This window comes from Variovorax sp. 679 (assembly GCF_003952185.1).
GTDB lineage: Bacteria > Pseudomonadota > Gammaproteobacteria > Burkholderiales > Burkholderiaceae_C > Variovorax.
The window spans coordinates 150,031-175,575 of record NZ_RXFS01000006.1 but is presented as its reverse complement, the minus strand read 5'-3'; the positions used below and the strand labels follow the sequence as shown (position 1 = coordinate 175,575).

The window sequence follows — 25,545 nt, the reverse complement described above, 5'->3', positions numbered from 1 at the left end:
GCGCCTTGCGCAGCGAAGTAAAGGGGGAGCCCGAAGGGCGGAGGACATTCGCGGAGCAAGGCACCCCGTCGGCGTGAGCGCGCCCTGAACGACAACAGAGCCCGACGCCCAACGCACCACGCAGCAAAGCGAAAGTCCGCCGCCTGTGCTGCAATCCGCTGATGCCAGCCCCGACCCTCGACGACCTGCGCCGCTACGCAGTGGCGCGCACCCTCTTCAAGCCCACGACGTTGCCCGCGGCGATCCGCCAGCTCGGCTTCGTGCAGGCCGACCCCATCCGCGCCCCTGCTCGCGCGCAAGACCTGACGCTGCGCCACCGCGTGAAGGACTACCGCGCGGGCGATCTCGAAAGCCGCTACACCCGCCTTGCTGTCGAGGAAGACTGCCTCGTCAACTACGGCTTCCTGCCGCGCGAGCATCTGGCGCTGATGCATCCGCGCGAGGCCAAGCGCGCATGGGACGCCGACACGCGGCGCAAGGCGGCCGACGTGCTCGCCTACGTGCAGGAGCATGGACCGGTGCACCCGCGCCAGGTGGAGCAGCACTTCGCGCACGGCCGCATCAAGAACTACTGGGGCGGCTCCAGCAACGCGACCACGCACCTGCTCGACGAGATGCACTACCGCGGCATGCTGCGCGTGGTGCGGCGCGACAGCGGCACGCGCGTCTACGAGGCGGTGACGCACGAGCCGGCCGACGACAGCCCCGCCGGCCGCGCTCGCCGCGCGGCGGCATTGATCGAGCTGGTGGTGCGCAAGTACGCGCCGCTGCCGGCCTCGAGCCTCACCTACCTCGTGCGCCTGCTCGGCTACGGTGCACCGCATCTCGCAGCGCAGACGCAGGCGGCGCTGCGCATCGCGCGTGAAGAGCTTGCAAGCTGCAGCATCGACGGCACGACCTGGTACTGGCCCGCCGACGAGAACCCGGCCTCGCGCCGCCATGCGCCCGACGACGAAGTGCGCCTGCTCGCGCCCTTCGACCCGGTGGTGTGGGACCGCCGCCGCTTCGAACTGCTCTGGGACTGGACCTACAAGTTCGAGGCCTACACGCCCGCGCCCAAGCGCCAGTTCGGCTACTACGCGCTGCCAATGCTGTGGCACGACCGCGTGATCGGCTGGGCGAACGTGAGCGCGCCCGAGGGCAGGCTGCAGCCAGCCTTCGGGTATGCCGGCAAGAAGCCGCGCGATGCGACCTTCCGCGCGGCGCTCGACGACGAACTGCAGCGCATGACGCAGTTCCTCGCCGGACGCTGATGCCTTTCTTCCTATAATCGCGCCGCTCAGCCAGCCGCCCGCAACGGGCGCGCAAGCCGTCTTCGAAGGAACGAAGACCGCAGCCGCAACGGCTGCCCGCGACGACGCAACAAGAACCCATAAAGACCATCGGCCGCCAGCCCGAAGCGAGCTGCCGGTTGCGCTCGTCCGGATCGAACCGAAACGGATCAGAGAAGCCATGGCACGCCCGCACCGGGCGCTTGCCGCAGCCACTCCCCTCAAACGCAGGACACAGGAGAAGCTGCACATGACATCGAAGAAGCATCGCCGCCCGGCTTGGCGCATTTCACATACCCGCCGCGCCACGCTCGCGGCCACCGCCGTGGCGCTGAGCGCCGCCGTACCGGCTTACGCCGAGGAAAAGGACGATTCCGCGGAGACCCGAAAGGCCCTGCCCACCATCACCGTATCGGGCGATCCGGGCGAAACCGCGACCGGCCCGGTGACGGGCTTCGTCGCAAGGCGCGGCGGCTCCGCCACCAAGACCGACACGCCGCTGATCGAAACGCCACAGGCCATCTCGGTGGTCACGCGCGACCAGATGGAAGCCCAGGGCGCGCTCACGCTGCGCGAAACCACCAACTACACGGCCGGCGTGGTGTCGAGCTACTTCGACAGCCGCGTCGACTCGTTCAAGGTGCGCGGCGGCGACGCCATCCAGTACCTCGACGGGCTGCAGCGCAGCTACGGCACTTACAACACCACCCGCCCCGATCCGTACACGCTGGAGCGCGTCGAACTGCTGCGCGGGCCCTCTTCTGTGCTCTACGGGCAAGGTGGCATCGGCGGCGTGCTGAACCTGGTGTCGAAGCGTCCGCAGGCCGAGCTGCAGCGCGAAGTGCAGGTGCAACTGGGCAACAACAACCGCAAGCAGGTCACGGCCGATTTCACCGGCCCCATCGACGCCGAGGGCAAGTGGCTCTACCGCCTCGTAGCCATCAACCGCGACAGCGGCACGCAGGTCGACCACGTGCCCGACGACCGCATCGTGCTCGCGCCCTCGCTCACCTGGCGCCCGAACGCCGACACCTCGCTCACGCTGCAGGCGCTCTACCAGAAGGACAAGAGCGGCTCGATGATCGGCTTCTTCCCTTGGCAGGGCACGCTGCTGCCGTCGCTCTACGGACAGATCCCCACCTCGACCTTCACGGGCGAACCGGGCTTCGACCGCTACGACACGCGCAACACCTCGCTGGGCTACCTGTTCAGCCACCGCCTGAACGACACCTGGACCTTCAGGCAGAACCTGCGCTCGACCGAGAGCAAGGTGGTCTACAACTCCTCCTACACCAGCTTCACGGCCAACCGGCTCACCGGCCGCCCGGCACGCCCGGTGTTCAACGCAGACCAGCGCACCATCGAGCGCGACCTGATCGTCCAGCTCAACGGCGGCAAGATGCTGCTGATCGACAACCAGGCCGAGGCGCACTTCAAGACCGGCGCGGTGGAGCACACGCTGCTCGTCGGCGCGGACTTCCAGCGCAACGAGACCTCGCAGTCCACCGGCCGCGGCCGCGCGGGCGCGCTCGACGTGTACGCGCCGGTCTACGGCAACTACACGCCGCCCGCGTTCCTCACGCGCCAGCCCGCGGTGCTGCAGAAGCAGGCCGGCATCTACGTGCAGGACCAGGTCAAGTACGGTCGCTGGATCGGCCTGCTGGGCCTGCGCCACGACAGGGCCACCACCGACACGGAGGGCCGCCCCGCCGTGGCGGTCGACGACAAGGCCACCACCAAGCGCGCCGGGCTGGTCTACCTGGCCGACGGCGGCTGGGCGCCGTACCTGAGCTATGCCGAGTCGTTCCTACCGCTGGGCGGCGCCGACGTGAACAACACGCCCTTCAAGCCGCAGCGCGGCAAGCAATGGGAAGCCGGCGTGAAGTGGGAGCCCGAAGGCCAGCGCACCTCGTTCATGGCCGCGGTGTACGACCTGCGCGACACCAACCGCAAGACCACCGACCCGACCAACCCGCTCAACAGCGTGCAGCTCGGCGAGGTGCACGTGAAGGGGCTGGAGCTCGAATACAAGGGCAGCATCGGGCGCGAGTGGGACTGGGTCGCCTCGTACGCCTACACCGACGCGCGCGTCTCGCGCAGCAACGGCACCGACCTGGGCAAGCGCATCTCGGGCGTGCCGAAGCACACGGCCTCGGCCTGGCTGATGCGGCGCTTCTCGATCGGCGGCGTGCCCGGCTTTTCGGTGGGCGGCGGTGTGCGCTACCTGGGCAAGTCGTGGGACGGCATGGACGCCAACCCCGTGCCCTCGGTGACGCTGCTGGACGCGATGTTCGCGTGGGACAACGGCCCGCTGCGCCTGTCGCTCAACGTGGGCAACCTGACCGACAAGGTGCAGCTCACCACCTGCCTCGCGCGCGGCGACTGCTTCTACGGCCAGCGGCGTACCGTGACTGCGGCGGCCGCGTATCGCTTCTGAAGAAAATCCCCGCTGGGTCGAAGGTCTGGCGCGCGGGCGACAGACCCGCGCCCCGACTGGCTCCTAGAATCGCCCCGCTGTCCGGCTCGCCGGGCGGCAAGCGTTCTCAGGGCGGGGTGAAACTCCCCACCGGCGGTGATGGCGGTCGCAAGGCCGCACAAGCCCGCGAGCGCCCGAAGCTTGCAACGAGCTTCGGGGTCAGCAGATTTCGGTGCGATTCCGAAGCCGACGGTCACAGTCCGGATGAAAGAGAGCGCGAAATGCGGGCTTGCCCGCGCGCTTCGCTTTGTGCTGGCGCGCGAGCGGCCTTGCGGTTTCGTGCGCCCTGATTCAGGAAACCTGCTTTCAAGAGGCACACCATGAGTCAGATCAACGACCTTCCCCTTTCCGCCGTCACCGCGTCGGGTTCACCACGCGGCACGCGCATCGCATTCGTCGAGGCGCAGTGGCATTCCGACATCGTCCATCAGGCGCGCGACGCCTTCCTCGAGGAGATGGACCGCCTCGGCGTGGCACGCGATCTCATCGACATCTTCGACGTGCCCGGCGCCTTCGAGATTCCGCTGCACGCCAAGCGGCTCGCCAACTCGGGCAAGTACGCGGCCATCATCGGCTGCGCGCTGGTGGTCGATGGTGGTATCTACCGCCACGAGTTCGTCGCGAACACGGTGGTCAGCACGCTAATGTCGCTGCAGCTGGAGACCGACGTGCCGATCTTCTCGGCAGTGCTCACGCCGCATCACTTCCACGAGCATGTGGAGCACCGCAAGTATTTCCACCGCCACTTCGCGATCAAGGGCACGGAAGTGGCAGAGGCCTGCTTCAAGACGCTCGAAGCCCTGAAGAAAGTCGACGCGCTGCTGGCCACCTGACCTACGTGACAACGGGGGCCGGCCTGCGTAACCTGCGCGGATGCCATCCACATTCGCACACGAAGACCGCTACACCCTCTACGGCGCACCCGGCTCGGGCGCAACACCCATACACGCCGCGCTGACGCTGATCGGCGCGCAGGTCGAGACCGTCGACATCGCCACCTGGGAAAGCGAAGCCGAGCGCGAGCGCGTGTCGGGCATCAACCCGATGCGGCAGGTGCCCGCGCTCGTGCTGCCTTCTGGCGAGGTGATGACCGAGAGCGCGGCCATCCTGATCTGGCTCGGCGACCGCTATCCCGAAGCCGGACTCTGCCCCGCGCCCAACGACCCGCTGCGCTCGCGCTACCTGCGCTGGATGGTCTACCTGCCTGCCGCCATCTACTCGCTGCTCTGGGTGCGCGACGAGCCCTCGCGCCTCGTGCCCGACCCGGCCGCGCAGCCCGCGATGCTCGAACGAAGCGCCGAACGCATCGCGCATTGCTGGCACCTGATGGACACGCAGATCGACGAGCCCGCGCCCTACCTTCTCGGCGAGAAGCTCAGCATGCTCGACCTGTACGTGACCGTGCTGTCGCGCTGGACGCCGGGCCGCAGGCGCTTCTATCGCGTGGCGCCCCGCATGACGCGGGTGGTGCGACGCGTCGATGCAGACCCGAGGCTGGCGGAATTCTGGGCGGCGCGCTTTCCTTTCACGACGGAACCGAACAGCTCCGGGAGCTGAACCCTGTTGCCTATCATCGACACCATGACTGCACGCACACCGACCACCGTCTACCCGATGACGATCTACCACAAGCCCAACTGCAGCACCTCGCGCAACGTGCTGTCGTTGATCCGCGAAAGCGGCGTGGAGCCCGAGATCGTTCTCTATCTTGAAACACCGCCCTCGAAGAAGAAGCTGCGCGAGCTTGCGAAGGCCATGGGCATGGGCGCGCGCGAACTGCTGCGCACCAAGGAGGCACCTTACGAAGAGCTGAAGCTGGCCGACACGAAATGGACCGACGACCAGCTCTTCGACTTCATCGTCGAGCACCCGATCCTGCTGCAGCGGCCCATCGTGGTGTCGCCGCGCGGCACGCTGATGTGCCGGCCGTGGGAACGCGTGCGCGAGATCCTGCCGGCCTGAGGCCTCAGCTCGCGGCCTCTTGCGCGAGACCCCAGGCGACGTGCTCGCGCACCAGTTCGCTCGGATGTCCGGCACGGGTTGCCAGCGCCTCTTTCGCACCGCCCTCTCCCGCCCTCGCCGCGTTGCCCAGCGCCACGGCGACGTTGCGCAGCCAGCGCTCATGCCCGATGCGACGGATCGGGCTGCCTTCGGTGCGGCGCAGAAAGTCTTGCTCGGTCCACGCGAAGAGATCGGCCAGCGTGCGCCCCGTGAGCTCTTCCCGCGCGTCGAAGTCGGGCAGCGTGCTCTTCTTCGCGAACTTGTTCCAGGGGCAGATCAGCTGGCAGTCGTCGCAGCCGTAGATGCGGTTGGCCATCAGCGGGCGCAGCTCGATCGGAATGGGCCCGCCGTGCTCGATGGTGAGGTACGAGATGCAGCGCCGCGCATCCAGCCTCTTCGGCGCGATGATGGCCTGCGTCGGGCACACGTCGATGCAGGCGCTGCAGCTGCCGCAATGCGCGGTGACAGGCTCGCTCGGCGGTAGTTCCATGTCGACGTAGATCTCGCCCAGGAAGAACATCGAGCCCGCGTCGCGGTCGAGCACCAGCGTGTGCTTGCCGCGCCAGCCTTGGCCGCTGCGGGAAGCCAGTTCGGCCTCGAGCACCGGGGCCGAGTCGGTGAAGGCGCGGTGGCCGAAGGGGCCGACCTCCTCGGCGATGCGCTCGGCCAGCTTCGCGAGCCGGTTGCGCAGCACCTTGTGATAGTCGCGGCCCCGCGCATAGACCGAGACGATGGCCTCGCCCGGCCGCTTGAGGCGGTCGAATTCGACGGTCTGCCACTCGGGGCTGGTGCTGCGCGGCAGGTAGTCCATGCGCGCGGTGATCACGCTCACCGTGCCCGGCACCAGCTCGGCCGGCCGTGCGCGGCGCGTGCCGTGCGTTTCCATGTATTGCATCTCGCCATGGAACCCATGGGCCAGCCATTGCATCAGACCGGCCTCGGCGCTCGATAAATCGACGCCCGCGATTCCGATTTGGGAGAATCCGAGTTCCCGGGCCAAGGCCTGAATACGAACAACGAGTGGATGGCTGACGATCACTTGCCGATTGTAGAAACGACCCAGAACGCCCGCACCCTGCGCTGGCGCAGCGAGGACGACACCGACGCTTTCGCGGTGGCCCTCGCATCCTCGCCCGCATTGCGCGACGCCTTCATCGCGCTTCACGGCGACCTCGGTGCCGGCAAGACCACTTTCGTACGCCATCTGCTGCGTGCCCTGGGCATCACCGGGCGCATCAAGAGCCCCACCTACGCGGTGGTCGAACCTCACGAGGCGCCCGACGGGCTGCAGATCTTCCATTTCGACTTCTATCGCTTCGCCGACCCGCGCGAATGGGACGACGCCGGCTTCCGCGACATCTTCGCCGGGCCGGGCCTCAAGCTGGCCGAGTGGCCGGAGAACGCCGCGGGCCGCACACCAATTGCCGACCTCGCTATTAAAATAGAAGCAATGACTGACGACACTCGCAGCGTGACCCTCCTCGCGAACACCCCTCGCGGCAGCGATCTGCTGGCGCGCATCGCCGCATGAAGGCGGCCGGCCTGAAACGGCGCGTGCTGCTGCAGGGCGGCAGCATCGCGCTGATGCTCGGCGTGCACCAGATCGCGCGCGGAGCCACCATCCTCGCAGTGCGCGTATGGCCTGCCGCCGACTACACGCGCGTGACCATCGAGTCCGACGCACGGCTCAATTCGCAACAGCTCGTGGTGGGCAGCCCGCCGCGGCTCGCCGTCGACATCGAGGGCATCGATCTCAACCCCGAGCTACGCGAGCTGGTCGGCAAGATCAAGCCGGGCGACCCGTACATCAACGGCCTGCGCGTCGGGCAGAACGCGCCGAAGGTGGTGCGCATCGTGTTCGACCTGAAGCAGGCCGTGGTGCCGCAGGTGTTCTCGCTCGCGCCCGTCGCCGCGTACAAGCACAGGCTGGTGCTCGACCTGTATCCCGAGCAGGCAGTCGACCCGATGGAAGCGCTGATCGCCGAACGCCTGCGCGATGCGCCCCGCTCCACGGGCGGCGGCTCCACGGGTGCGCCACCGGCGGTGGCGACTGCGCCGGCCGCCGATCCGCTCGGCGACCTGATGGCGCAGCAGTCGATGCGCCCCGGCCCGCAATCGCCGCCGCCCGCCGCAATGACCGGCGGCGACAGGCCTTCGCTGCCGCCGCCTCCCGTGGTGGCCACCGCGCCCGTCAGGCCCGCTACACCGCCCGCTCCGCCGCCCCCACCGGTTGCCGCCACGGCCAACCGCACCGACCGCATCATCATCGTGGCGCTCGACCCTGGCCACGGCGGCGAAGACCCCGGCGCCATCGGCCCCAACGGTACGCGCGAGAAGGACATCGTGCTGCAGGTCGCGCACCGCCTGCGCCAGCGCATCAACGCGAGCAGCGTGAACGGCAGCCCGATGCGCGCCTTTCTCACGCGCGACGCCGACTTCTTCGTGCCGCTGGGCGTGCGCGTGCAGAAGGCGCGGCGCGTGCAGGCCGACCTGTTCGTGAGCATCCATGCCGACGCCTTCACCACGCCCGCCGCGCGCGGCGCCAGCGTGTTCGCGCTGAGCCAGAGCGGCGCCTCGAGCAGCGCGGCGCGCTGGCTGGCCAACAAGGAAAACGACGCCGACCGCGTTGGCGGCGTGAACGTGGGCACCCATGAAGCACAGGTGCAGCGCGCGCTGCTCGACATGAGCACCACCGCACAGATCAACGACAGCCTGAAACTCGGCGGCGCGATGCTCGGCGAGATCAAGGGCATCGGCGCACGGCTGCACAAGGGCTCGGTCGAGCAGGCCGGCTTCGCGGTGCTGAAGGCACCCGACATTCCCAGCGTGCTGGTGGAAACCGCCTTCATCAGCAACCCGGAAGAAGAAGCCAACCTGCGCCGCGTCGACTACCAGGAGAACCTGGCCGATGCGCTGATGCGCGGCATCCAGCGCTACTTCGCGCAGAACCCGCCGCTCGCGCGCAGCCGGCAGCTGTGATTTCACGCTTTGGCTTTTGTAAAGCCAAAGCGTGCACTGCTGTCCCACGCCGCGCGACCCAAGAGAGCGCACAGGCAGGCGCGGCAGGTTCCTACACAGCGCGCGGGGGCCTTCTGGACATGATTGACCCATCACTCCTCGAAAGGTGGACATCATGAACACACGTCTCTGGATCGCTGCCGCAGCAGCCACCTCGGTCATGACGATCGCGGGCTGCGCGAGCGGCCCCAACCAGAACCTTGGCACCGGCGTGGGTGCCGTGGGCGGCGCACTGGTGGGCAATGCCATCGGCGGCAACACCGGAAGCACGCTGGGTGGCGCAGCCATCGGCGGCATCATCGGCAATCAGATCGGCCGCAATGCCGACGAACGCAACTACTACAACCAGCAGCGCTATCCGCGTGGCAGCGGCTACTACCCGGGCAACGGACCGAACTACTGAGATGCGGCCTGAACGGGCCTGAACGAAAAAGCGCGCCGGTGGCGCGCTTTTTTCATGGTTGATCGGAAGAAGCAGTTTCAGGCCTGCGAAGCCTGCGCCTCGCGCGCCTTCTCGGCCTTCGAGGCGCGCCAAGCACCGTAGATCGCCAGCAGCCCCGGCACGAAGATCAGCGCCCAGATGATCTTGTCCAGATGCTGGCGCACGAACGGCAGGTTGCCGAAGAAGTAGCCCGCCGTCGCAATGCCCAGCACCCAGATCAGCGCGCCGACCACGTTGAACATGGTGAACTTCGCGCGGTTCATCTCGGCCACACCAGCCACGAACGGGGCGAAAGTGCGAATGAAGGGCATGAAGCGCGCCAGGATGATCGTGATGCCGCCATAGCGCTCGTAGAAGGAATGCGCCTGGTCGAAGGCCTTGCGGTTGAAGAAGCGCGAGTTCTCCCACTGGAAAACCTTCGGCCCGAAGTAGCGGCCGATCGAGTAGTTGCACTGGTCGCCAAGGATCGCGGCGGCAATCAGTATTCCGCAGGCCAGCGGATAGCTCATGAGCCCCGCGCCGCACAGCGCGCCGACGATGAAGAGCAGCGAGTCTCCCGGCAGGAACGGCATCACCACCGCACCGGTCTCGACGAAGACGATGAGGAAGAGCAACGCATAGACCCACGGGCCGTAGGCAATGACGAACTGCTCGAGATGCTTGTCGACGTGGAGGATGAAGTCGACGAGAAAGCTGATGATTTCCATGGGCGCGGATTATCCTTGCTGAAACCGAACGCACCCTGAATCACCCCATGCTGCACATACGCGCCGCCACCGATGCGGACTGGCCTGCCATCTGGTCCGTTCTGGAACCCACCTTCCGACGCGCCGACACCTACACCTATCCACCCGACGTAACCGAGGAGCAGGCACGCCACTCGTGGACCCAGGTGCCCACGGCAACTTTCGTCGCGTGCAACGACGAGGGCACGGTGCTCGGCACCTACGCCATCCGGCCCAACCAGCCTGGCCAGGGCTCGCACGTAAGCAATTGCGGCTACGTCGTGTCCGATGCCGCACGCGGCCTGGGCGTGGCGTCGGCGCTTTGCGAACACTCGCAGCAGGAGGCCCTGCGCATGGGCTTCAGCGCGATGCAGTTCAACTTCGTGGTGTCCACCAACGAAGGCGCCGTGCACCTGTGGCGCAAGCTGGGCTTCGCCATCGTCGGCACGCTGCCCGGCGCATTCAGGCACCCGAAGCACGGCTACGTCGATGCCTACGTCATGTTCAAGCAGCTGCGACAGCCCTGACAACCACGCTACAGGAGACACACACGATGACAGGCCAGTACATCCAGATGCAAGCCACCGACGGCAGCGGCAGTTTTCGCGGCTACCTCGCGCTGCCCGAGGCCGGCACCGGCCCGGGCCTCGTGATCGCGCAGGAGATCTTCGGCATCAACCACACGATGCGCGAGGTGGCCGACTACTACGCCGAGGAAGGCTACGTGGTGCTCGTGCCCGACCTGTTCTGGCGGCAGGAGCCGGACGTGGAACTCGGCTACGGCGAAGCCGACTGGCAACGTGCCTTCGCGCTTTACGGCGACTTCGACGAGGCCAAAGGCATGGACGACATGCAGACCGCCATCGACACGCTGCGTGGCCGTGCCGAAGTGCCCGGCAAGAGGGTCGGCGTGCTCGGGTTCTGCCTCGGCGGCAAGCTGGCCTACCTCGCGGCCTGCCGCACTGACGCGGACGTCGCCGTCGGCTACTACGGCGTGGGCATCGATGCCGCGCTCGACGAAGCCGACAACATCAAGCGCCCCCTCACGCTGCACATCGCCGAGCTCGACAAGTTCTGCCCGCCCGAGGCCCGCGAGCGCATCGTCTCCACGCTCAAGGGCCGCGCCGGCGTGTCGCTCCACGTCTACCCCGGCATGGACCACGCCTTCGCCCGCCTCGGCGGCGAGCATTTCCACAAGCCCTCGGCCCTGATGGCCCACGAGCGCAGCATCGCCACGCTGAAAGGCGCCATCGGCCCGCACTACGACCTGCCGGCCCTTTGGGACAAGCACTGCGAGTACGAATTCGGCACCCGCAACGTCGACGACACCATGTCCACCATGGTGGCCGAGCCCTACGTGAACCACATCCCGACCATGACCGGCGGCGTGGGCTACAAGGCGCTGCACGCGTTCTATACGAACCACTTCGTCAACAGCAACCCGCCCGACACCTCGCTGGTGCCGATCTCGCGCACGGTCGGTGCCACGCAGGTAGTCGACGAGATGCTGTTCTGCTTCACCCACACCACCGAGATCCCGTGGATGCTGCCGGGCGTGGCGCCCACGGGCAAGCGCGTGGAGATTCCGCTGCTGGCCGTCATCAAGTTCCGCGGCGACAAGCTGTATCACGAGCACATCTACTGGGACCAGGCCAGCGTGCTGGTGCAGGTGGGGTTGCTGGATGCGAAGCTGCTGCCGGTGGCGGGCGTAGAGACCTCGCGCAAGCTGCTGGATGAGACGCTGCCGTCGAACACCCTGATGACGCGATAGATACGCCCCTCGATGCGCCGCCGGACTCTGATCGCCGTCGCCCTGCTGGCACTGGGCGTGCTGGCAGTCGGTGGCGTGGGCGAACTGCTCAGCCGGCCGGTGCGTCCCGTGATCGGTCTGCCTCCCGCCGAGTTGAATGCCGAGGCCGTACGCATCCCCTACGCGAGCGGAGCACAGGTTTCGGGCTGGCAGATACGCGGTCGCCCCGGAACCGGCGCGGTCCTCCTGCTCCATGGCGTCCGCTCGGACCGCAGGCAGATGACGCGGCGCGCCGGTTTCCTCCAACGCCTCGGCTATTCCGTGCTGTGGATCGATCTTCCCGCGCACGGCGAAAGCAGCGGCGACCGGATCACCTTCGGCGCACGCGAGGCCCAGGGAGTCAAGGCGGCCCTGGCCTACCTGGCGCACGAAGCGCCTGGAGAGCCCATCGGAGTCATTGGCGTGTCCCTTGGAGCAGCCTCGACGGTGCTTGCAGGCGAGGATCCGAACGTGCGCGCCGTGGTGCTCGAATCGATGTATCCGACCATCGACGATGCGGTGGCAAACCGGCTGAAACGCTACCTCGGGCCCGCAGGCGCATCACTGGCGCCATTGCTGCTCTGGCAGCTGCCGGTGCGCACCGGCATCGACACCGCGCAGCTACGGCCCGTGGCTCGGATCGGCGCCCTGCATGCGCCCGTCTTCATCGTTTCGGGCTCGAAGGACTGGCACACCACGGAGGCGGAAACACGGCAGATCTTCGACGCCGCCGGGCAACCCCGGCAGTTGTGGATCGTCGAAGGCGCCGCGCACGTCGATCTCCACAACTTCGGGCGCAGTGCCTACGAAGACCGCGTGGGTGCCTTCCTTGGCCAATACCTCGTCAAGCCCCTCTGAACGACCGGATTCCACCCCCTTTTAGAATGCCCCGGTGAGCGCCCTCCCCACTTCCATCTCCCCCTCCGAACGCCGCCCGATCCGCGAACTCCCCGACGAACTGATCAGCCAGATCGCCGCCGGTGAAGTCGTCGAGCGCCCGGCGTCGGTGGTGCGCGAACTGCTGGACAACGCGCTCGACGCGGGCGCCAGCCAGATCACGCTGCGGCTGGCTTCGGGCGGTGTGCGGCTGATCTCGGTGGAAGACGACGGCCTGGGCATTCCGCGCGAGGAACTCACGGTGGCACTGCGCCGCCACGCGACCAGCAAGATCGCCAGCCTCGTCGACCTCGAGACGGTCGGCACGATGGGCTTTCGCGGCGAGGCGCTGGCCGCCATCAATTCGATTGCCGAACTCAGCATTCTTTCGCGCTTCGCCGGTTCGGACTCCGCCTTCGCGCTCGACGGGCGCACCGGCGAGCTGCGGCCCGTGGCCCGCTCCACCGGCACCACGGTGGAAGTGCGCGAACTGTTCTTCGCCACGCCCGCGCGACGCAAATTCCTGAAGACCGACGCCACCGAGCTGGCCCATTGCATCGAGGCGGTTCGCCGCCATGCGCTGGCTCGGCCCGAAGTGGGCTTCTCGGTCTGGCACGACGGCAAGCTGGTCGAGCAGTGGCGCGCCGCCACCACGCGCGAGCAGCGGCTGGCCGATGCGCTGAGTGACGAGTTCGTGGCGCAGAGCGTGGCCGTCGAGCGTGACGGCGGCGCGGTCCGCGTGGTCGGCCGCGCCGGCATTCCCGACGCGGCACGCTCGCGCGGCGACCAGCAGTTCTTCTACGTCAACGGCCGCTTCGTGCGCGACAAGGTGCTGTCGCACGCGGTGCGCAGCGCCTACGAAGACGTGCTGCATGGCCAGCGCCAGCCGATCTATGCGCTGTACCTCGAGATCGACCCGGCGCGGGTCGACGTGAACGTGCACCCGACCAAGATCGAGGTGCGCTTTCGCGACGGGCGCGAGGTGCACCAGGCGGTGCGCCACGCCGTGGAAGACGCACTGGCCGCCCCGCGCTCCGGCGACGCGGTCGCGCCGGCCGGTGCGCCGCAACCGTTCTTCAAGCAAGCCCCCCTGCCATCGAACGCCAGCTGGGCGCAGCCTGCTATCGATTTCACAGCACGCGAGCGCGGTACCGGCGATTTCGAGGCGATGTGGCCCCGGCGCGACGAGCCGCAGTTGCCGCGGCATGCGGCGGAGCCCGCCGCCTCGCCTCTCTGGCCTCCGGCCAGCGCCGCGCCGGCGACCTTCCAGGCTCCCGTCGGGCTGCCGACAGCCACGGGCACCGGAGCGCCGCTCGCCACCAATGAAGAGGCCTGGCCGCTGGGCCGTGCGCTGGCACAGCTGCAGGGCATCTACATCCTGGCCGAGAACAGCCAGGGCCTGGTGATCGTCGACATGCACGCGGCGCACGAGCGCATCGTCTACGAGCGGCTCAAGACGCAGCTCGACGGCGCGGCCATCACCAGCCAGCCGCTGCTGATTCCGGCCACTTTCGCGGCCACGCCGCAGGAAGTGGCCACGGCCGAGGCCTGCGCCGAGGTGCTGCCGACGCTGGGGCTGGAAATCACGCCCTTCTCGGCGCGCACGCTCGCGGTGCGCGCCGTGCCCGGAACGCTGGCGGACGGCGACCCGGTGGAGCTGGCGCGCAGCGTGCTGGCCGAGCTGGGCCAGCACGACGCGAGCACCGTCGTGCAGCGCGCCCAGAACGAGCTGCTGTCCACCATGGCCTGTCACGGGGCGGTGCGGGCCAACCGCAAGCTCACCATCGACGAGATGAACGCACTGTTACGCCAGATGGAGGCAACCGAGCGCTCCGACCAGTGCAACCATGGCCGGCCGACCTGGCGCCAGCTTTCGGTGCGCGAGCTCGATTCGCTGTTCATGCGCGGCCGATAAGGCCGGCGGGGGCCGTTCCAGGCCATTCTTAAGCCTTTTTTCTAGGGTTTTCCGCAGTCATCGGAACTGCGGGCACGCCCGTTGCATAGGCTTGTCAAAACGCCAGCGAGCGTTGTTTCAGGGGGTTACCTGGGTGCTGTGTCGGCGCATCGAGGTGAAAGCAGGTGAACTTTCCGGCCGACTTCGCTGTCCCTCAACCCCATGATGAAACGCTGGACCCTCCTCGCGTCAGTCTTCTCGCTGTGTGCCCTGCTCGCCGCCGGTTGCTCGACGCTCGACGAACGGCAGCGCGAATGGATCTTCCAGCCCAGCGACCGCAGCTGGGGCAACACCGCCTCCATGGCCCAGGGCATGGAAGACGTCTGGATCGATTTCCAGTCCTCCATCACCGGCGAACCCGCGCGGCTGCACGGCCTGTGGCTGGGCGGCGCGCCCGAGACCACCGACACGCCCGTGATGCTGTACCTGCACGGCGCCCGCTACAACGTGGCCGGCTCGGCGCCGCGCATCCAGCGCATGCACGAGCTGGGCTTCTCGGTGCTGGCCATCGACTACCGCGGCTTCGGGAAGAGCTCCAAGGGCCTGCCCTCGGAGGAATCGGCCCGCGAGGACGCCCGCGCCGCCTGGACCTGGCTGGCCGCGCGCCACCCCAGGCAGCACCGTTACATCTTCGGCCACTCGCTGGGTGGCGCCATCGGCATCGACCTGGCGGCACACGTGAACGACGAGAGCGGCGTGATCGTGGAAAGCACCTTCACCTCCATCGCCGACGTGGTCAGCAGCTTCAAGTGGGGCTGGCTGCCTTTCGGGCCGTTCATCACGCAGCGCTTCGAGGCGATCAACACGGTCAAGCAGATCGGCTCGCCGCTGCTGGTGGTGCACGGCACGGCCGACAGCCTCATCAACCCGACGCTGGGCCGCAAGCTGTATGACGCGGCGACCGTGCCCAAGCTGTTCGTGCTGGTCGAGGGCGGCTCGCACCACAACACCAACTCGGTGGGCGAGGCGCAGTACCGCGCGGCGCTGACCCAGCTGTTCCGCATGAAGACGGAGAACATGGTCGCCAGCAACACCGGCGCGCAGCGGCCAACGCCGCGCCTCGCACCGCCGGCAACCGGCGCGCTCACGCCGCAGGACGTGAGCGGCAAGGAGCAGCAGCCAGCGGTGCCCGCCGCCATCTGACGGCACCAAACCCCGGCATCCGGCCGGGCCCGCGCCATTTGCTACCCTCGGCGCACCATGCCTCCCAGTTCCGTCGCGGCCGCAAGTGCCGCAGCCCCGCCATCGCCGGGTGCCGAGCCCTCTCTTCCTCCGCGCTACATCGCGCTCGCCGGCCCCACCGCCTCGGGCAAGACGGCCGCCGCGCTGGCGCTCGCGCGCCTGCTGCCGGTGGAGATCGTCTCGGTCGACTCGGCCCTTGTCTATCGCGGCATGGACATCGGCACCGCCAAGCCCACGGCCGCCGAGCAGGCCGCTGTTCCGCACCACCTGATCGACATCCTCGATCCGCGCGAAAGCTACAGCGCCGCCGCCTTCGTGGCCGATGCCGCGCGGCTCATCGGCGAGATCCGCGCGCGTGGTGCCATGCCGCTGCTGGTGGGCGGCACCATGCTGTACTTCAAGGCGCTGTTCGACGGCATCGATGCCATGCCGGCGGCCGACGCCGACGTGCGCGCGCGCATCGACGCCGAAGCTGCCGCGCTCGGGTGGCCCACCATGCACGCACGGCTTGCGCAGGTCGATCCGGTCACGGCCGCGCGGCTGGCGCCGCAGGACAGCCAGCGCATCCAGCGCGCGCTCGAAGTGTGGGTGAGCAGCGGCCGGCCGCTGTCGAGCTTTCATGCGAGCGACAACAAGGCCGCCGGCGCCGTCGAAGGCGGTGCGCTGTTCTCGCTTGAGCCAGCCGACCGCGCCTGGCTGCACGGGCGCATCGCCGAGCGCTTCGACGCCATGCTGGCCTCCGGCTTCCTCGACGAAGTACGCGCCCTGCGCGCGCGTGGCGATCTCTCGACCGACCTGCCCTCGATGCGCTGCGTCGGCTACCGGCAGGCGTGGGAAACGCTCGATGCCTGCGGCAGCGCGGCGCCCGACGCCAGGGCCATCGCCGACCTGCGCGAACGCGGCATTGCAGCCACGCGCCAGCTCGCCAAGCGGCAGATCACCTGGCTGCGCAGCATGCCGCAACGCACCGTGATCGCCTGCGACGCCCCCGACGCGGTGCAGACCGCCGTTCAACTGATCGCCAGGACCGTCGCTCACAGATGACGCTGCGCATTTCCAACCTCGGCAAGCATTACGGAGATGCGCCTGTCTTCGAGAACGTGACGCTCGCCGTCGAGCCCGGCGAGTTCGTCGCCATCGTGGGCGAATCGGGCGTCGGCAAGTCGACGCTGCTCAACTGCATGGCCGGCCTCGACAGCTGGGACCAGGGCACCGTGACGCACGACGGTACCGACATCGGCGCGCTCGACGGCGAAGCCTGCGCGCTCTGGCGACGGCGCAGCGTGGGCTTCGTGTTCCAGGCCTTCCACGTGCTGCCGCACCTCGACGTGGCACAGAACGTGTCGCTGCCGCTGATGCTGCTGGGGCAACGGAAGGACGAAGACCGCATCGCCCACATGCTCGAAGCGGTCGGCCTGCCCGGCATGGGCGCGCGGCTGCCGCAGACGCTGTCGGGCGGCCAGCTGCAGCGCGTGGCCATCGCGCGCGCGCTGGTGCATCGCCCCGCCCTGCTGCTGGCCGACGAGCCCACGGGCAACCTCGATCCGTCCACCGCCGCGAAAGTGATGGAGCTGCTGATCGGGCAGACCCGCGAGCACGGCGCATCGCTGGTGCTGGTGACGCACTCGGAGAGCGCGGCGGCCCGGGCGGACCGCCTGCTTCACCTGACGGCTGGCGGAATCCGGGCCTGACTCGCCTGCGGGATTACTGCGGCGCGATCAGCGCGGCAAAACGCGACAGGTCGACGTTGCCGCCGCTGATCAGCACGCCCACGCGCTTTCCGGCAATGGCCTTGCCCGCCGCGATCGCTCCCGCGAAGGCGAGGCAGCCGGTGGGCTCCACCACCATCTTCATGCGCTCGGCGAAGAAGCGCATCGCGTCGACGAGCTGCTCGTCGGTGACGGTGAAGATGTCGTCCACGTCGCGGCGGATGATGCCGAAGGTGTACTCGCCGAGGTGCTGCGTCTGCGCGCCGTCGGCGATGGTCTTCGGCGTTTCGATGTGCACGATCTTCCCGGCACGGAACGACTGCTGGCCGTCGTTGCCCGCTTCAGGCTCGACGCCATAGACCTTGCACTGCGGCGACAGGGCGCGCGCCGAAAGCGCCGAACCCGAGAGCAGCCCGCCGCCGCCCAGGCACACGAACAGATGGTCGAGCGGGCCGGTTTCCTCGATCAATTCCTTCACCGCGGTGCCCTGGCCCGTCAGCACGTCGGGGTGGTCGTAGGGCGGGATCATCGTCATGCCGCGCTCCTGCGCGAGCCGCTTCGTCAGCGCCTCGCGGTCTTCGGTGAAGCGGTCGTACATCACGACTTCAGCGCCGTAGCCCTTGGTGGCGGCGACCTTGGCGGCCGGCGCGTCCTTGGGCATCACGATCACCGCGGGCATCGCCAGCAGGCGCGCCGACAGCGCGATGGCCTGTGCATGGTTGCCCGACGAGAAGGCGATCACGCCGCCCTTGCGCTGCGTGGCGTCGAACTTCGACAGCGCGTTGAACGCGCCGCGGAACTTGAATGCGCCCATGCGCTGGAAGTTCTCGCACTTGAAGAAGAACTCGGCACCCCAGCGCTCGTTGGCGGTGGTGGAGCGCAGCACCGGCGTGCGGTGAGCATGGCCTTCGAGCCGCGCGGCCGCGGCGATGACGTCGTCGTAGGTAGGTAGTTGCATGGTGTCGAGCTTAGCGGCGGCCTGCAATTTTTTGCAGCCCCGATGGGTAAAAACCCGGTATGCGAGGCATCGCGGAACTCCGTACTCTGTATACAGAGTTCAAAAACCGGCGCAAGGAGACAACCATGCCCGCCCAGCTCGTCAGCATCGAGGTCGCGCCCGACCTCGTCGATCAGGTCTACCGAGCCCTGCTCGGCGCCATCAGCAGCGGCACGCTCGCGCCGGGCGAGCGCATCACGCAGGAAGACATCGCCTCCCGCCTCTCGGTGTCCCGCCAGCCTGTGCTGCAAGCGCTTCGCCTGCTGAAGAAAGACGGCTTCGTGCTCGACGCGCCCGGCCGCGGCGTGCTGGTGGCACCGCTGGAAGCCAAGGCGATGCGCAAGGTCTATCAGGTGCGCGGCGCGCTCGACGCGCTGGCCGCGCGGCTGGCGGCGCAGCAGCGCGTTCGCATCGACCCGAAGCTCATCGAGCGCGGACGAAGAGCCGCGCGCGGGCGCAATGTCGAAGCGATGCTCGACGCCGATGTCGCCTTTCACCAGGCCATCTACGAAGCCTCGGGCAATCCGCTGATCGGCCAGAGCGCCGATCCGCACTGGCGCCACCTGCGCCGCGCGATGGGCGCGGTGCTGCAGGCCGAGCCGCAGCGCGAGTCGCTCTGGGACGAGCACGAGGCCATTGCCGACGCCATCGCCGCAGGCAACGCCGATCGCGCGGCGCGCTTGAGCGAAGAACACGTCTCGCGCGCCAGCGAGGCCCTGAGCGAGCGGCTGCGGGCACATGCCGCGTCCGCCCATACCACCGCTGCCATACCCACGAGAAAAGGAGACAAGGCATGAAACTCACACCCGAGCAGCGCGCGCAGTTCGAGCGCGACGGCTATCTGTTCTTCCCCGGCCACTTCTCGGCCGAAGAAACCAAGGCGCTGACCGACGCGGTGCCCGAGCTCTACGCCCGGCGCGAGGCCTTCAACGTGCGCGAGAAAGGCTCCGATGCCGTGCGCACGAACTTCGCCGCGCACCTCGTGAGCGAACCCTTCGCCCGGCTCGCGCGCCACCCGCGCATGGTCGAGCCTGTGACCGACCTCTTCGGCGAGGAGGTCTACATGCACCAGTTCAAGATCAACGGCAAGATGGCCTTCGAAGGCGACGTGTGGCAGTGGCACCAGGACTACGGCACCTGGCTCAACGACGACCTGATGCCCACGGAGCGCGCGATGAACGTCGCGATCTTTCTCGACGACGTGAACGAGCACAACGGCCCGCTGATGTTCATTCCGGGCAGCCACCGCAAGGGCGTGGTCGATGCCAGGCACGACCTCACGACCACCAGCTACCCGCTATGGACCGTCGACAACGACCTGATCCGCCAGCTGGTCGACCGCGCGGGCGGCAAGCATGGCGGCATCGTCTCGCCCAAGGGGCCGGCGGGCTCGATGATCCTGTTCCACAGCTGCCTCGTGCATGCCTCGGGCAGCAATCTCTCGCCCTTCAACCGCGTGGCGGTGTACCTGAGCCTGTGCGCGGTCAGCAACCACATCCGGCGACACAAGCGGCCCGAGTACATCGCGCACCGCGACTTCACGCCCATCGAGCTGCTACCCAACGACTGCCTGCTGAAGCCCTACCCGGTGGACGTGCCGTGGAAGAACGGCCTGCCCGAGAGCGCGCTGCGCACCTCGCCCGATGTGCTCGACACCGTGGAGGCCTGAGCGACATGAGCCTCCATTCCCGCCTGCAGCAGCGCGCCGCCGAAGGCCGCCCCATCCGCGTCGGCCTGATCGGCGCCGGCAAGTTCGGCGCGATGTATCTCGCGCAGATTCCGCGCACGCCCGGCGTGCAGCTGGTAGCCATAGCCGACCTGTCGCCCGACGCAGCCCGCGTCAACCTCGAGCGCGTGGGCTGGCAACGCGAGCGTGCGTCGGCCAACTCCGTGCAGGAAGCGCTGAAGCTCGGCACCACCTGGATCACCGACGACTGGCAGGCCGTGACACGCGAGCCCTCCATCGACATCGTGGTCGAGTGCACCGGCAACCCCATCGCCGCCGTGGAGCACTGCCTCGACGCCTTCGCCCATGGCAAGCACGTGGTCAACGTGACCGTGGAGGCCGACGCCTTCTGCGGCCCGTTGCTCGCGCGCAAGGCGCAGCAGGCCGACGTGGTCTATTCGCTGGCCTTCGGCGACCAGCCCGCGCTGATCTGCGACCTGGTCGACTGGGCGCGCACCTGCGGCTTTCCGGTGGTGGCAGCCGGGCGCGGCCACAAGTGGCTGCCGCACTTCACCGAATCGACGCCCGAGACGGTGTGGGGCAACTACGGCCTCACACCCGAACAGGCGAAGCGCGGCGGGCTCAATCCGAAGATGTTCAACAGCTTCCTCGACGGCTCCAAGCCTTCGATCGAAAGCTCGGCGGTGGCCAACGCCACCGGCCTCACGGTGCCCTCGGACGGCCTGCTCTACCCGCCCGCGAGCGTGGAGGACATTCCCTTCGTCACGCGGCCGAAGAGCGAAGGCGGCGTACTCGAGCGCAAGGGCATGGTCGAGGTGATCTCTTCGCTGGAGGCCGACGGCCGGAAGATCCCGTACGACATCCGCATGGGCGTGTGGGTCACGGTCGAGGCCGAGACCGACTACATCAGAAACTGCTTCGAGGAGTACAACGCCCACACCGACCCGAGCGGGCGCTACTTCACGCTCTACAAGCGATGGCACCTGATCGGGCTCGAAGTGGGCATGTCGGTGGCCAGCGTTGCGCTGCGCGGCGAGCCCACCGGCGTGGCCACCTGCTGGAATGCCGACGTGGTCGCCACCGCCAAACGCGACCTCGCGGCCGGAGAGATGCTCGACGGCGAAGGCGGCTACACCGTCTGGGGCAAGCTGCTGCCGGCCGACCGCTCGCTGCGGCTGGGCGGCCTGCCGCTGGGGCTGGCGCACAACGTCAGGCTGGCGCGCCCAGTGAAGAAGGGCCAGAGCCTGAGCTGGGCCGACGTGGCGATCGACACCACCACCGCCGCCTACAAGGTGCGCAGCGAGATGGAGGCGCTGTTCGCGCCCAAGGCCCAGGTACGTGCCCGGGCCGAGGCCGCCTGACCGCCAGCTGAGAACCCGCCCGTCCCGGTGCAGCCACCGTTGCGCCGGAGCGCGTTCGCGTAAAAAATATTCTGCTCGGCACGAACCCCGTGTCGAAATGACCGCCGGCGGGCCGTCATTGTGGTGAGCGATCCTGCTCAGCCTTCTTCCATGACGGAGAAACACCATGCAATACATGTTGATGTTCTATCAGCCCGCGGCCGAGTTCGAGCAACGCGACGACCCATCCGCGCAGGCCTATCGGGCCAGCTGGATCGCGTATGCCGACGCCGTGCGCCAGTCGGGCATCTCGCTCGGCGGCCACGGTCTCTTCCCGCCCATGACCGGCACCACGCTGCGCGTGCGCGGCGACAAGCGCCAGGTGCAGGACGGCCCCTTCGCCGACACCAAGGAGCAGCTCGGCGGCTACTTCGTGGTGGACGTTCCCGACCTCGACGCCGCACTCGAATGGGCGGCGCGCGCGCCCTGCGCGACCAGCGGCGGGGTGGAAGTGCGGCCCGTTTTCGTGGCGACGGCACAGGCAACCGCCGCGGCATGACCGACCCGGCGGTTCACCGGGCCGCCGAGCGGGCGGCGCGCGAGTCGTATGGCCGGCTGCTGGCCATCCTGTCCGCGCGCACCCATGACATCGCCGCGTCGGAAGACGCGCTGGCCGATGCCTTCGCCCGCGCGCTCGAGCGCTGGCCCGCCGACGGCATCCCGGTACAGCCCGACGCCTGGCTGCTGAGCGTGGCGCGCCACCGCAAGCTCGACGCCTGGCGCCACAGCCGCGTGCAGGACCAGGCCACCCAGACCCTGCTGCTGCTCGCCGGCGAAGTGGACGACGCCGCCGAAGGCAGCAGTGCCATCCCCGACGAGCGGCTGCGCCTGCTCTTCGTGTGCGCGCACCCAGCCGTCGACGCCGCGGCGCGCGCACCGCTCATGCTGCAGACGGTGCTCGGCCTCGACGCAGCGCGCATGGCAGGCGCCTTCCTCACCGCCCCTTCCACGCTGGGCCAGCGGCTGGTGCGCGCCAAGGCCCGCATCCGCGCGGCCGGCATTCCCTTCGAATACCCGCAGGCACGCGACCTGCCGCAACGGCTGCAGGACGTGCTCGACGGCATCTACGCAGCCTACGGCACCGGCTGGGACGACGTGGACGGCGCCGACGCCCTGCCCCGCGGTCTCACCACCGAAGCCATCGACCTGTGCCGCATCCTGTGCGGCCTGATGCCCGACGAGCCCGAGCCACTGGGCCTGCTCGCGCTGATGCTGTTCTGCGAGGCCCGCATGGCAGCTCGGCGCAGCGACACCGGCGCCTATGTGCCCCTCGACCAGCAGGACCCGCTGCGCTGGGACCCGGACCTGCTCGCGGAAGCGGAACGCTGCCTGCGCCGTGCGTCGGAAATGAAATCGCTGGGCGCCTACCAACTCGAAGCCGCCATCCAGTCGGCCCATTGCGAGCGCCGCGTAGGCGCGCCGGTGCCGCCCGAGGTGCTGGTGTCGCTTTACGAAGGCCTGCTGGCGCTGCGCTCCAGCATCGGCGCACAGGTCAGCCTCGCCTGCGCGCTGGCGAACGCACGCGGCCCCGAGATCGGGCTACGGGCGCTCGAAGCCATTCCCTCGCAAGACGTTGCCAGCTACCAACCGTACTGGGCAGCGCGTGCGCACCTGCTCGCAGCCGGCGGCGCACGCTCCGCCGCACGCCAGGCATTCGACAGGGCCATCGGCCTGAGCACGAACGCAGCGGTTCGTGCGTATCTGCATGCGATGTCGGACCGGCTCTGAAGCCCGGAACTACTTCATCGCGTTGAAGGTGCGCGGGAACAGCGCGGCCTGCGATCGGTCGCGCAGCCGGTAGCTCATGGCTGGCCGGCCGAGACTGCCGGTGACCATGCCGGCCTCTTCCATGAATCCACCGTCGAGCATGCGCCTGCGGAAGGCGCTCTTGTCGACATCGCGCCCCAGCACGACCTCGTAGGTGTGCTGCAGCGCCGGCAACGTGAAAGGCTCCTCCAGCAGAAAGGCCGGCAGCGAGGTGTATTCGACCTTGCTGCGCAACCGGGCGACCGCCGCTTCGAGCAACTCGCCATGGTCGAAGGCCAGCCGCTTGCGCGAGGCGGCATCAACCTCGAACCACGCCACTTCCGCCGCGTTGGCGCCACTGCGCAACTGCATCGCCTGTGCCGGAATCAGCGCATAGAAGCAATGCGTGGCCGACCAGCCGCGCGGATCTCGCTGCGCCCCGCCCCAACTGCCGAGCTGTTCGAGGTAAGGCGTGATCACGCCGGTCTTCTCGCGCAGCTTGCGCAGCGCGCAGTCGAGCAGCGTGGCGTCCTCGTCGACGTTCACGAAGCCACCCGGAAGCGCCCACTTGCCGGGGAAGGGCTCGTCACTGTCGGCGGGCCGCTTCACCAGCAGAACCTGCAGGGCTTCGTCGAGCACGGTGAACATCACCACGTCGACCGTGACCAGCGGGCGCGGGAAGCTCAGTGGCGGGAATTTCGAAGAAGACTGGTTCACGGGTTGCTTGACTTGCGGTTATTTAGTTGTACTATACAACTCATTATTAGTTGTACTGAGCAACTAAGAAAATGCTGTCACACATCAACGACAAAGAACAAGAAATGAATCGCCACCAACGTATGCTCCTGGCGCAGGAAACACTGGCCATCCTTTCGCAAAAGCGCTACACGACGTCTGAAGGCCTTCCTGTCGACCTCACTGCTCTCATCGATGAGTGCCTGCGCTCGACTCGCCATGTCGCCCCATCAGAAGCTCCCGCCCTCCCTGGGCAAGTCTCTGCACAGCCCCGGCAACCTCATCGGGCATCCGTTGAGGTAGTCAATGAAACTACGCTGGCCGGCATCTCACGCGCATTGCGCGAAAGCAATGACCGCGTAGCGGCATTGAACTTCGCATCCGCACGCAACCCTGGCGGCGGCTTCCTCGGAGGTAGCCTTGCCCAGGAAGAATCGCTGGCAAGCAGTTCAGCCCTCTATTCGTCGCTGCTGCAGGCACCGGAGTTCTACGAGCAACACCGCTCTACGGCGTCGTGTCTGTATTCGGACGCACTGATCTTGTCGCCGGATTGCCCTGTTTTTCGTGCCGATGACGGTCGACTCATGCAACAACCGGAGTTGGTGACGTTCATCACCTGCGCTGCCCCGAATGCAGGTGCCGTGACAAAGAACCAGCCAAACGATGTCGAACAGATTGAAGGCACGCTTCGCAAGCGCGCCGAGTGCGTTCTGGCACTGGCCGCCCTTCAACGCTGCCCCACCCTGATTCTTGGCGCGTGGGGCTGCGGCGTTTTCCGGAATGATCCGGCCATGGTGGCACGGGCATTTCGCGACCACCTCTACGGCAACGCGACTTGGGCCGCCCGATTCGAACGAGTCATCTTTTCAGTATTCGACACCTCCGCGCAACAGAAGGTTTACGAGACATTCAAGGAAGTGCTTGCATCATGAACGCTCCACTCCCGACAGAACCGCACCTCGTCCAGCGCGCACGCTGGCCGAAGGACGGCCGGCACATCCTCGCCCACCACGACGAGTCATCGGTCATCGTCTACCAGGCCTACCGCCCCGCCATCGGCGAGTACGCGATCCGCCACGGCCGGCTCGACGGTCCGGACTTCAGCCTTTCGCGCATGAGCTGGATCAAGCCAAACTTCCTCTGGATGATGTATCGCTCGGGTTGGGGCACCAAGGAAGGCCAGGAAGTCATCCTGGGCCTGCGGCTGCGCCGCGCGTTCTTCGAGCGCGTGGTGCGCGAGGCGGTGCCGTCGACCTTCGACGCAGGCTACCCGAGCCGCGAGGCGTGGCAGGAGGCCGTCGAGCACTCGGAAGTGCGCCTTCAATGGGACCCCGACCACTCGCCCAGCGGCCACAAGCTGGAGCGCCGTGCGATCCAGCTGGGCTTGCGCGGCCGCGTGCTGGCTGCATTCGCGAGCGAGGAGCTGCTGGAGGTCATCGACATGCGCCCCTTCGTGGACGCGCAGCGCCCGCTGGCACAAGACGACAACACAGAACTACAACTGCCGGTGGAGCACCCGCTCGTCATCGGCTGACAA

26 protein-coding genes and 1 riboswitch are annotated in these 25,545 nt (G+C 67.9%); of the genes, 22 read left to right on the top strand and 4 right to left on the bottom strand.

Going from position 1 to position 25,545, the window contains the following annotated elements:
- Positions 1 to 161: 161 nt before the first annotated feature.
- From EJO71_RS16645 to arsC, 5 genes are all read left to right on the top strand, one after another.
- Positions 162 to 1,253 carry a crosslink repair DNA glycosylase YcaQ family protein gene (locus tag EJO71_RS16645; RefSeq protein ID WP_125949962.1) on the top strand — a complete coding sequence of 364 codons (1,092 nt, stop codon included), beginning with the start codon at positions 162 to 164 and terminating at the stop codon, positions 1,251 to 1,253.
- Positions 1,254 to 1,521: 268 nt separating this feature from the next.
- Positions 1,522 to 3,708, top strand: a complete 2,187-nt coding sequence (locus tag EJO71_RS16640; RefSeq protein ID WP_125949963.1) for a TonB-dependent siderophore receptor — start codon at positions 1,522 to 1,524, stop codon at positions 3,706 to 3,708.
- A 98-nt stretch (positions 3,709 to 3,806) separates the two neighbouring features.
- Positions 3,807 to 3,967: riboswitch (FMN riboswitch) on the top strand.
- Positions 3,968 to 4,067: 100 nt separating this feature from the next.
- Complete coding sequence (locus EJO71_RS16635; protein ID WP_125949964.1) at positions 4,068 to 4,580, top strand: 6,7-dimethyl-8-ribityllumazine synthase; 513 nt, start codon at positions 4,068 to 4,070, stop codon at positions 4,578 to 4,580.
- A gap of 40 nt (positions 4,581 to 4,620) precedes the next feature.
- Positions 4,621 to 5,304: a glutathione S-transferase family protein gene (locus tag EJO71_RS16630; RefSeq protein ID WP_125949965.1), complete on the top strand. Its 684-nt coding sequence runs from the start codon at positions 4,621 to 4,623 to the stop codon at positions 5,302 to 5,304.
- A 24-nt stretch (positions 5,305 to 5,328) separates the two neighbouring features.
- Positions 5,329 to 5,709: an arsenate reductase (glutaredoxin) gene (gene arsC, locus EJO71_RS16625; RefSeq protein ID WP_125949966.1), complete on the top strand. Its 381-nt coding sequence runs from the start codon at positions 5,329 to 5,331 to the stop codon at positions 5,707 to 5,709.
- Between the two features lie 4 nt (positions 5,710 to 5,713).
- On the opposite strand, the gene queG is transcribed toward arsC, so the two are convergent.
- Positions 5,714 to 6,787 carry a tRNA epoxyqueuosine(34) reductase QueG gene (gene queG / locus EJO71_RS16620; protein ID WP_171022566.1) on the bottom strand — a complete coding sequence of 358 codons (1,074 nt, stop codon included), beginning with the start codon at positions 6,785 to 6,787 and terminating at the stop codon, positions 5,714 to 5,716.
- Between queG and tsaE the strand changes: the two genes are divergently transcribed.
- From tsaE to EJO71_RS16605, 3 genes are all read left to right on the top strand, one after another.
- Positions 6,773 to 7,279, top strand: a complete 507-nt coding sequence (gene tsaE / locus EJO71_RS16615) for a tRNA (adenosine(37)-N6)-threonylcarbamoyltransferase complex ATPase subunit type 1 TsaE (RefSeq protein ID WP_125949967.1) — start codon at positions 6,773 to 6,775, stop codon at positions 7,277 to 7,279. The genes queG and tsaE overlap by 15 nt on opposite strands.
- Entirely contained in the window at positions 7,276 to 8,727 is a 1,452-nt protein-coding gene (locus EJO71_RS16610) for an N-acetylmuramoyl-L-alanine amidase (RefSeq protein WP_125949968.1), read from the top strand. The genes tsaE and EJO71_RS16610 overlap by 4 nt, the downstream gene beginning before the upstream one ends.
- Positions 8,728 to 8,881: 154 nt before the next feature.
- On the top strand, positions 8,882 to 9,169 hold the full coding sequence (locus tag EJO71_RS16605; protein WP_125949969.1) for a glycine zipper domain-containing protein: 288 nt from the start codon (positions 8,882 to 8,884) through the stop codon (positions 9,167 to 9,169).
- Between the two features lie 77 nt (positions 9,170 to 9,246).
- Here EJO71_RS16605 and EJO71_RS16600 read toward each other — a convergent pair whose 3' ends face one another.
- Positions 9,247 to 9,915 carry a DedA family protein gene (locus tag EJO71_RS16600; RefSeq protein WP_125949970.1) on the bottom strand — a complete coding sequence of 223 codons (669 nt, stop codon included), beginning with the start codon at positions 9,913 to 9,915 and terminating at the stop codon, positions 9,247 to 9,249.
- Between the two features lie 47 nt (positions 9,916 to 9,962).
- Between EJO71_RS16600 and EJO71_RS16595 the strand changes: the two genes are divergently transcribed.
- The 7 genes from EJO71_RS16595 to EJO71_RS16565 all read left to right on the top strand — a co-directional run bounded on the left by EJO71_RS16595 (position 9,963) and on the right by EJO71_RS16565 (position 17,425).
- Entirely contained in the window at positions 9,963 to 10,460 is a 498-nt protein-coding gene (locus EJO71_RS16595; RefSeq protein WP_125949971.1) for a GNAT family N-acetyltransferase, read from the top strand.
- A 26-nt stretch (positions 10,461 to 10,486) separates the two neighbouring features.
- Complete coding sequence (locus EJO71_RS16590) at positions 10,487 to 11,704, top strand: dienelactone hydrolase family protein (RefSeq protein WP_125949972.1); 1,218 nt, start codon at positions 10,487 to 10,489, stop codon at positions 11,702 to 11,704.
- A gap of 12 nt (positions 11,705 to 11,716) precedes the next feature.
- On the top strand, positions 11,717 to 12,580 hold the full coding sequence (locus tag EJO71_RS16585; RefSeq protein ID WP_125949973.1) for an alpha/beta hydrolase: 864 nt from the start codon (positions 11,717 to 11,719) through the stop codon (positions 12,578 to 12,580).
- Positions 12,581 to 12,614: 34 nt separating this feature from the next.
- Positions 12,615 to 14,513, top strand: a complete 1,899-nt coding sequence (mutL, locus tag EJO71_RS16580) for a DNA mismatch repair endonuclease MutL (protein WP_125949974.1) — start codon at positions 12,615 to 12,617, stop codon at positions 14,511 to 14,513.
- Positions 14,514 to 14,714: 201 nt separating this feature from the next.
- Positions 14,715 to 15,695 carry an alpha/beta fold hydrolase gene (locus tag EJO71_RS16575; protein WP_125949975.1) on the top strand — a complete coding sequence of 327 codons (981 nt, stop codon included), beginning with the start codon at positions 14,715 to 14,717 and terminating at the stop codon, positions 15,693 to 15,695.
- A 57-nt stretch (positions 15,696 to 15,752) separates the two neighbouring features.
- Positions 15,753 to 16,778 carry a tRNA (adenosine(37)-N6)-dimethylallyltransferase MiaA gene (gene miaA, locus EJO71_RS16570; RefSeq protein ID WP_240651437.1) on the top strand — a complete coding sequence of 342 codons (1,026 nt, stop codon included), beginning with the start codon at positions 15,753 to 15,755 and terminating at the stop codon, positions 16,776 to 16,778.
- The gene (locus EJO71_RS16565; protein ID WP_125949976.1) at positions 16,775 to 17,425 is read left to right on the top strand and encodes an ABC transporter ATP-binding protein; all 651 of its coding nucleotides are present in this window, start codon (positions 16,775 to 16,777) and stop codon (positions 17,423 to 17,425) included. The genes miaA and EJO71_RS16565 overlap by 4 nt, the downstream gene beginning before the upstream one ends.
- Positions 17,426 to 17,438: 13 nt before the next feature.
- On the opposite strand, the gene EJO71_RS16560 is transcribed toward EJO71_RS16565, so the two are convergent.
- Entirely contained in the window at positions 17,439 to 18,401 is a 963-nt protein-coding gene (locus EJO71_RS16560) for a threo-3-hydroxy-L-aspartate ammonia-lyase (protein ID WP_125949977.1), read from the bottom strand.
- Between the two features lie 125 nt (positions 18,402 to 18,526).
- Between EJO71_RS16560 and EJO71_RS16555 the strand changes: the two genes are divergently transcribed.
- The 5 genes from EJO71_RS16555 (at position 18,527) to EJO71_RS16535 (ending at position 23,255) form a co-directional block, all read left to right on the top strand.
- Positions 18,527 to 19,237 carry a GntR family transcriptional regulator gene (locus EJO71_RS16555; RefSeq protein ID WP_125949978.1) on the top strand — a complete coding sequence of 237 codons (711 nt, stop codon included), beginning with the start codon at positions 18,527 to 18,529 and terminating at the stop codon, positions 19,235 to 19,237.
- The gene (locus EJO71_RS16550) at positions 19,234 to 20,109 is read left to right on the top strand and encodes a phytanoyl-CoA dioxygenase family protein (RefSeq protein WP_125949979.1); all 876 of its coding nucleotides are present in this window, start codon (positions 19,234 to 19,236) and stop codon (positions 20,107 to 20,109) included. The genes EJO71_RS16555 and EJO71_RS16550 overlap by 4 nt, the downstream gene beginning before the upstream one ends.
- Before the next feature lie 5 nt (positions 20,110 to 20,114).
- Positions 20,115 to 21,488 (top strand): Gfo/Idh/MocA family oxidoreductase, encoded by a 1,374-nt coding sequence (locus tag EJO71_RS16545; RefSeq protein ID WP_125949980.1) that lies wholly within the window; start codon positions 20,115 to 20,117, stop codon positions 21,486 to 21,488.
- Positions 21,489 to 21,654: 166 nt separating this feature from the next.
- Positions 21,655 to 22,026 (top strand): YciI family protein, encoded by a 372-nt coding sequence (locus EJO71_RS16540; RefSeq protein ID WP_125949981.1) that lies wholly within the window; start codon positions 21,655 to 21,657, stop codon positions 22,024 to 22,026.
- Entirely contained in the window at positions 22,023 to 23,255 is a 1,233-nt protein-coding gene (locus EJO71_RS16535) for a DUF6596 domain-containing protein (protein ID WP_125949982.1), read from the top strand. The genes EJO71_RS16540 and EJO71_RS16535 overlap by 4 nt, the downstream gene beginning before the upstream one ends.
- Positions 23,256 to 23,264: 9 nt before the next feature.
- On the opposite strand, the gene EJO71_RS16530 is transcribed toward EJO71_RS16535, so the two are convergent.
- The gene (locus EJO71_RS16530; protein ID WP_240651446.1) at positions 23,265 to 23,921 is read right to left on the bottom strand and encodes an NUDIX domain-containing protein; all 657 of its coding nucleotides are present in this window, start codon (positions 23,919 to 23,921) and stop codon (positions 23,265 to 23,267) included.
- Between the two features lie 140 nt (positions 23,922 to 24,061).
- On the opposite strand from EJO71_RS16530, the gene EJO71_RS16525 reads away from it, so the two are divergent.
- Positions 24,062 to 24,940 (top strand): TIGR02452 family protein, encoded by an 879-nt coding sequence (locus EJO71_RS16525; protein ID WP_206169025.1) that lies wholly within the window; start codon positions 24,062 to 24,064, stop codon positions 24,938 to 24,940.
- Positions 24,937 to 25,542 carry a DUF4291 domain-containing protein gene (locus tag EJO71_RS16520; RefSeq protein WP_125949984.1) on the top strand — a complete coding sequence of 202 codons (606 nt, stop codon included), beginning with the start codon at positions 24,937 to 24,939 and terminating at the stop codon, positions 25,540 to 25,542. The genes EJO71_RS16525 and EJO71_RS16520 overlap by 4 nt, the downstream gene beginning before the upstream one ends.
- Positions 25,543 to 25,545 lie beyond the last annotated feature (3 nt).

Bases quoted from the DNA above. Each gene is read 5' to 3' on its own strand.
- EJO71_RS16555 (WP_125949978.1), top strand. From the start codon at position 18,527: ATGCCCGCCCAGCTCGTCAGCATCGAGGTCGCGCCCGACCTCGTCGAT.
- arsC (WP_125949966.1), top strand. From the start codon at position 5,329: ATGACTGCACGCACACCGACCACCGTCTACCCGATGACGATCTACCAC.
- EJO71_RS16550 (WP_125949979.1), top strand. From the start codon at position 19,234: ATGAAACTCACACCCGAGCAGCGCGCGCAGTTCGAGCGCGACGGCTAT.
- EJO71_RS16630 (WP_125949965.1), top strand. From the start codon at position 4,621: ATGCCATCCACATTCGCACACGAAGACCGCTACACCCTCTACGGCGCA.
- EJO71_RS16525 (WP_206169025.1), top strand. From the start codon at position 24,062: ATGCTGTCACACATCAACGACAAAGAACAAGAAATGAATCGCCACCAA.
- EJO71_RS16540 (WP_125949981.1), top strand. From the start codon at position 21,655: ATGCAATACATGTTGATGTTCTATCAGCCCGCGGCCGAGTTCGAGCAA.
- EJO71_RS16575 (WP_125949975.1), top strand. From the start codon at position 14,715: ATGATGAAACGCTGGACCCTCCTCGCGTCAGTCTTCTCGCTGTGTGCC.
- tsaE (WP_125949967.1), top strand. From the start codon at position 6,773: ATGGCTGACGATCACTTGCCGATTGTAGAAACGACCCAGAACGCCCGC.
- EJO71_RS16585 (WP_125949973.1), top strand. From the start codon at position 11,717: ATGCGCCGCCGGACTCTGATCGCCGTCGCCCTGCTGGCACTGGGCGTG.
- EJO71_RS16535 (WP_125949982.1), top strand. From the start codon at position 22,023: ATGACCGACCCGGCGGTTCACCGGGCCGCCGAGCGGGCGGCGCGCGAG.
- EJO71_RS16635 (WP_125949964.1), top strand. From the start codon at position 4,068: ATGAGTCAGATCAACGACCTTCCCCTTTCCGCCGTCACCGCGTCGGGT.
- EJO71_RS16595 (WP_125949971.1), top strand. From the start codon at position 9,963: ATGCTGCACATACGCGCCGCCACCGATGCGGACTGGCCTGCCATCTGG.
- miaA (WP_240651437.1), top strand. From the start codon at position 15,753: ATGCCTCCCAGTTCCGTCGCGGCCGCAAGTGCCGCAGCCCCGCCATCG.
- EJO71_RS16645 (WP_125949962.1), top strand. From the start codon at position 162: ATGCCAGCCCCGACCCTCGACGACCTGCGCCGCTACGCAGTGGCGCGC.
- EJO71_RS16545 (WP_125949980.1), top strand. From the start codon at position 20,115: ATGAGCCTCCATTCCCGCCTGCAGCAGCGCGCCGCCGAAGGCCGCCCC.
- EJO71_RS16610 (WP_125949968.1), top strand. From the start codon at position 7,276: ATGAAGGCGGCCGGCCTGAAACGGCGCGTGCTGCTGCAGGGCGGCAGC.
- EJO71_RS16600 (WP_125949970.1), bottom strand. From the start codon at position 9,915: ATGGAAATCATCAGCTTTCTCGTCGACTTCATCCTCCACGTCGACAAG.
- EJO71_RS16640 (WP_125949963.1), top strand. From the start codon at position 1,522: ATGACATCGAAGAAGCATCGCCGCCCGGCTTGGCGCATTTCACATACC.
- EJO71_RS16605 (WP_125949969.1), top strand. From the start codon at position 8,882: ATGAACACACGTCTCTGGATCGCTGCCGCAGCAGCCACCTCGGTCATG.
- EJO71_RS16590 (WP_125949972.1), top strand. From the start codon at position 10,487: ATGACAGGCCAGTACATCCAGATGCAAGCCACCGACGGCAGCGGCAGT.
- EJO71_RS16560 (WP_125949977.1), bottom strand. From the start codon at position 18,401: ATGCAACTACCTACCTACGACGACGTCATCGCCGCGGCCGCGCGGCTC.
- EJO71_RS16565 (WP_125949976.1), top strand. From the start codon at position 16,775: ATGACGCTGCGCATTTCCAACCTCGGCAAGCATTACGGAGATGCGCCT.
- EJO71_RS16530 (WP_240651446.1), bottom strand. From the start codon at position 23,921: ATGTTCACCGTGCTCGACGAAGCCCTGCAGGTTCTGCTGGTGAAGCGG.
- EJO71_RS16520 (WP_125949984.1), top strand. From the start codon at position 24,937: ATGAACGCTCCACTCCCGACAGAACCGCACCTCGTCCAGCGCGCACGC.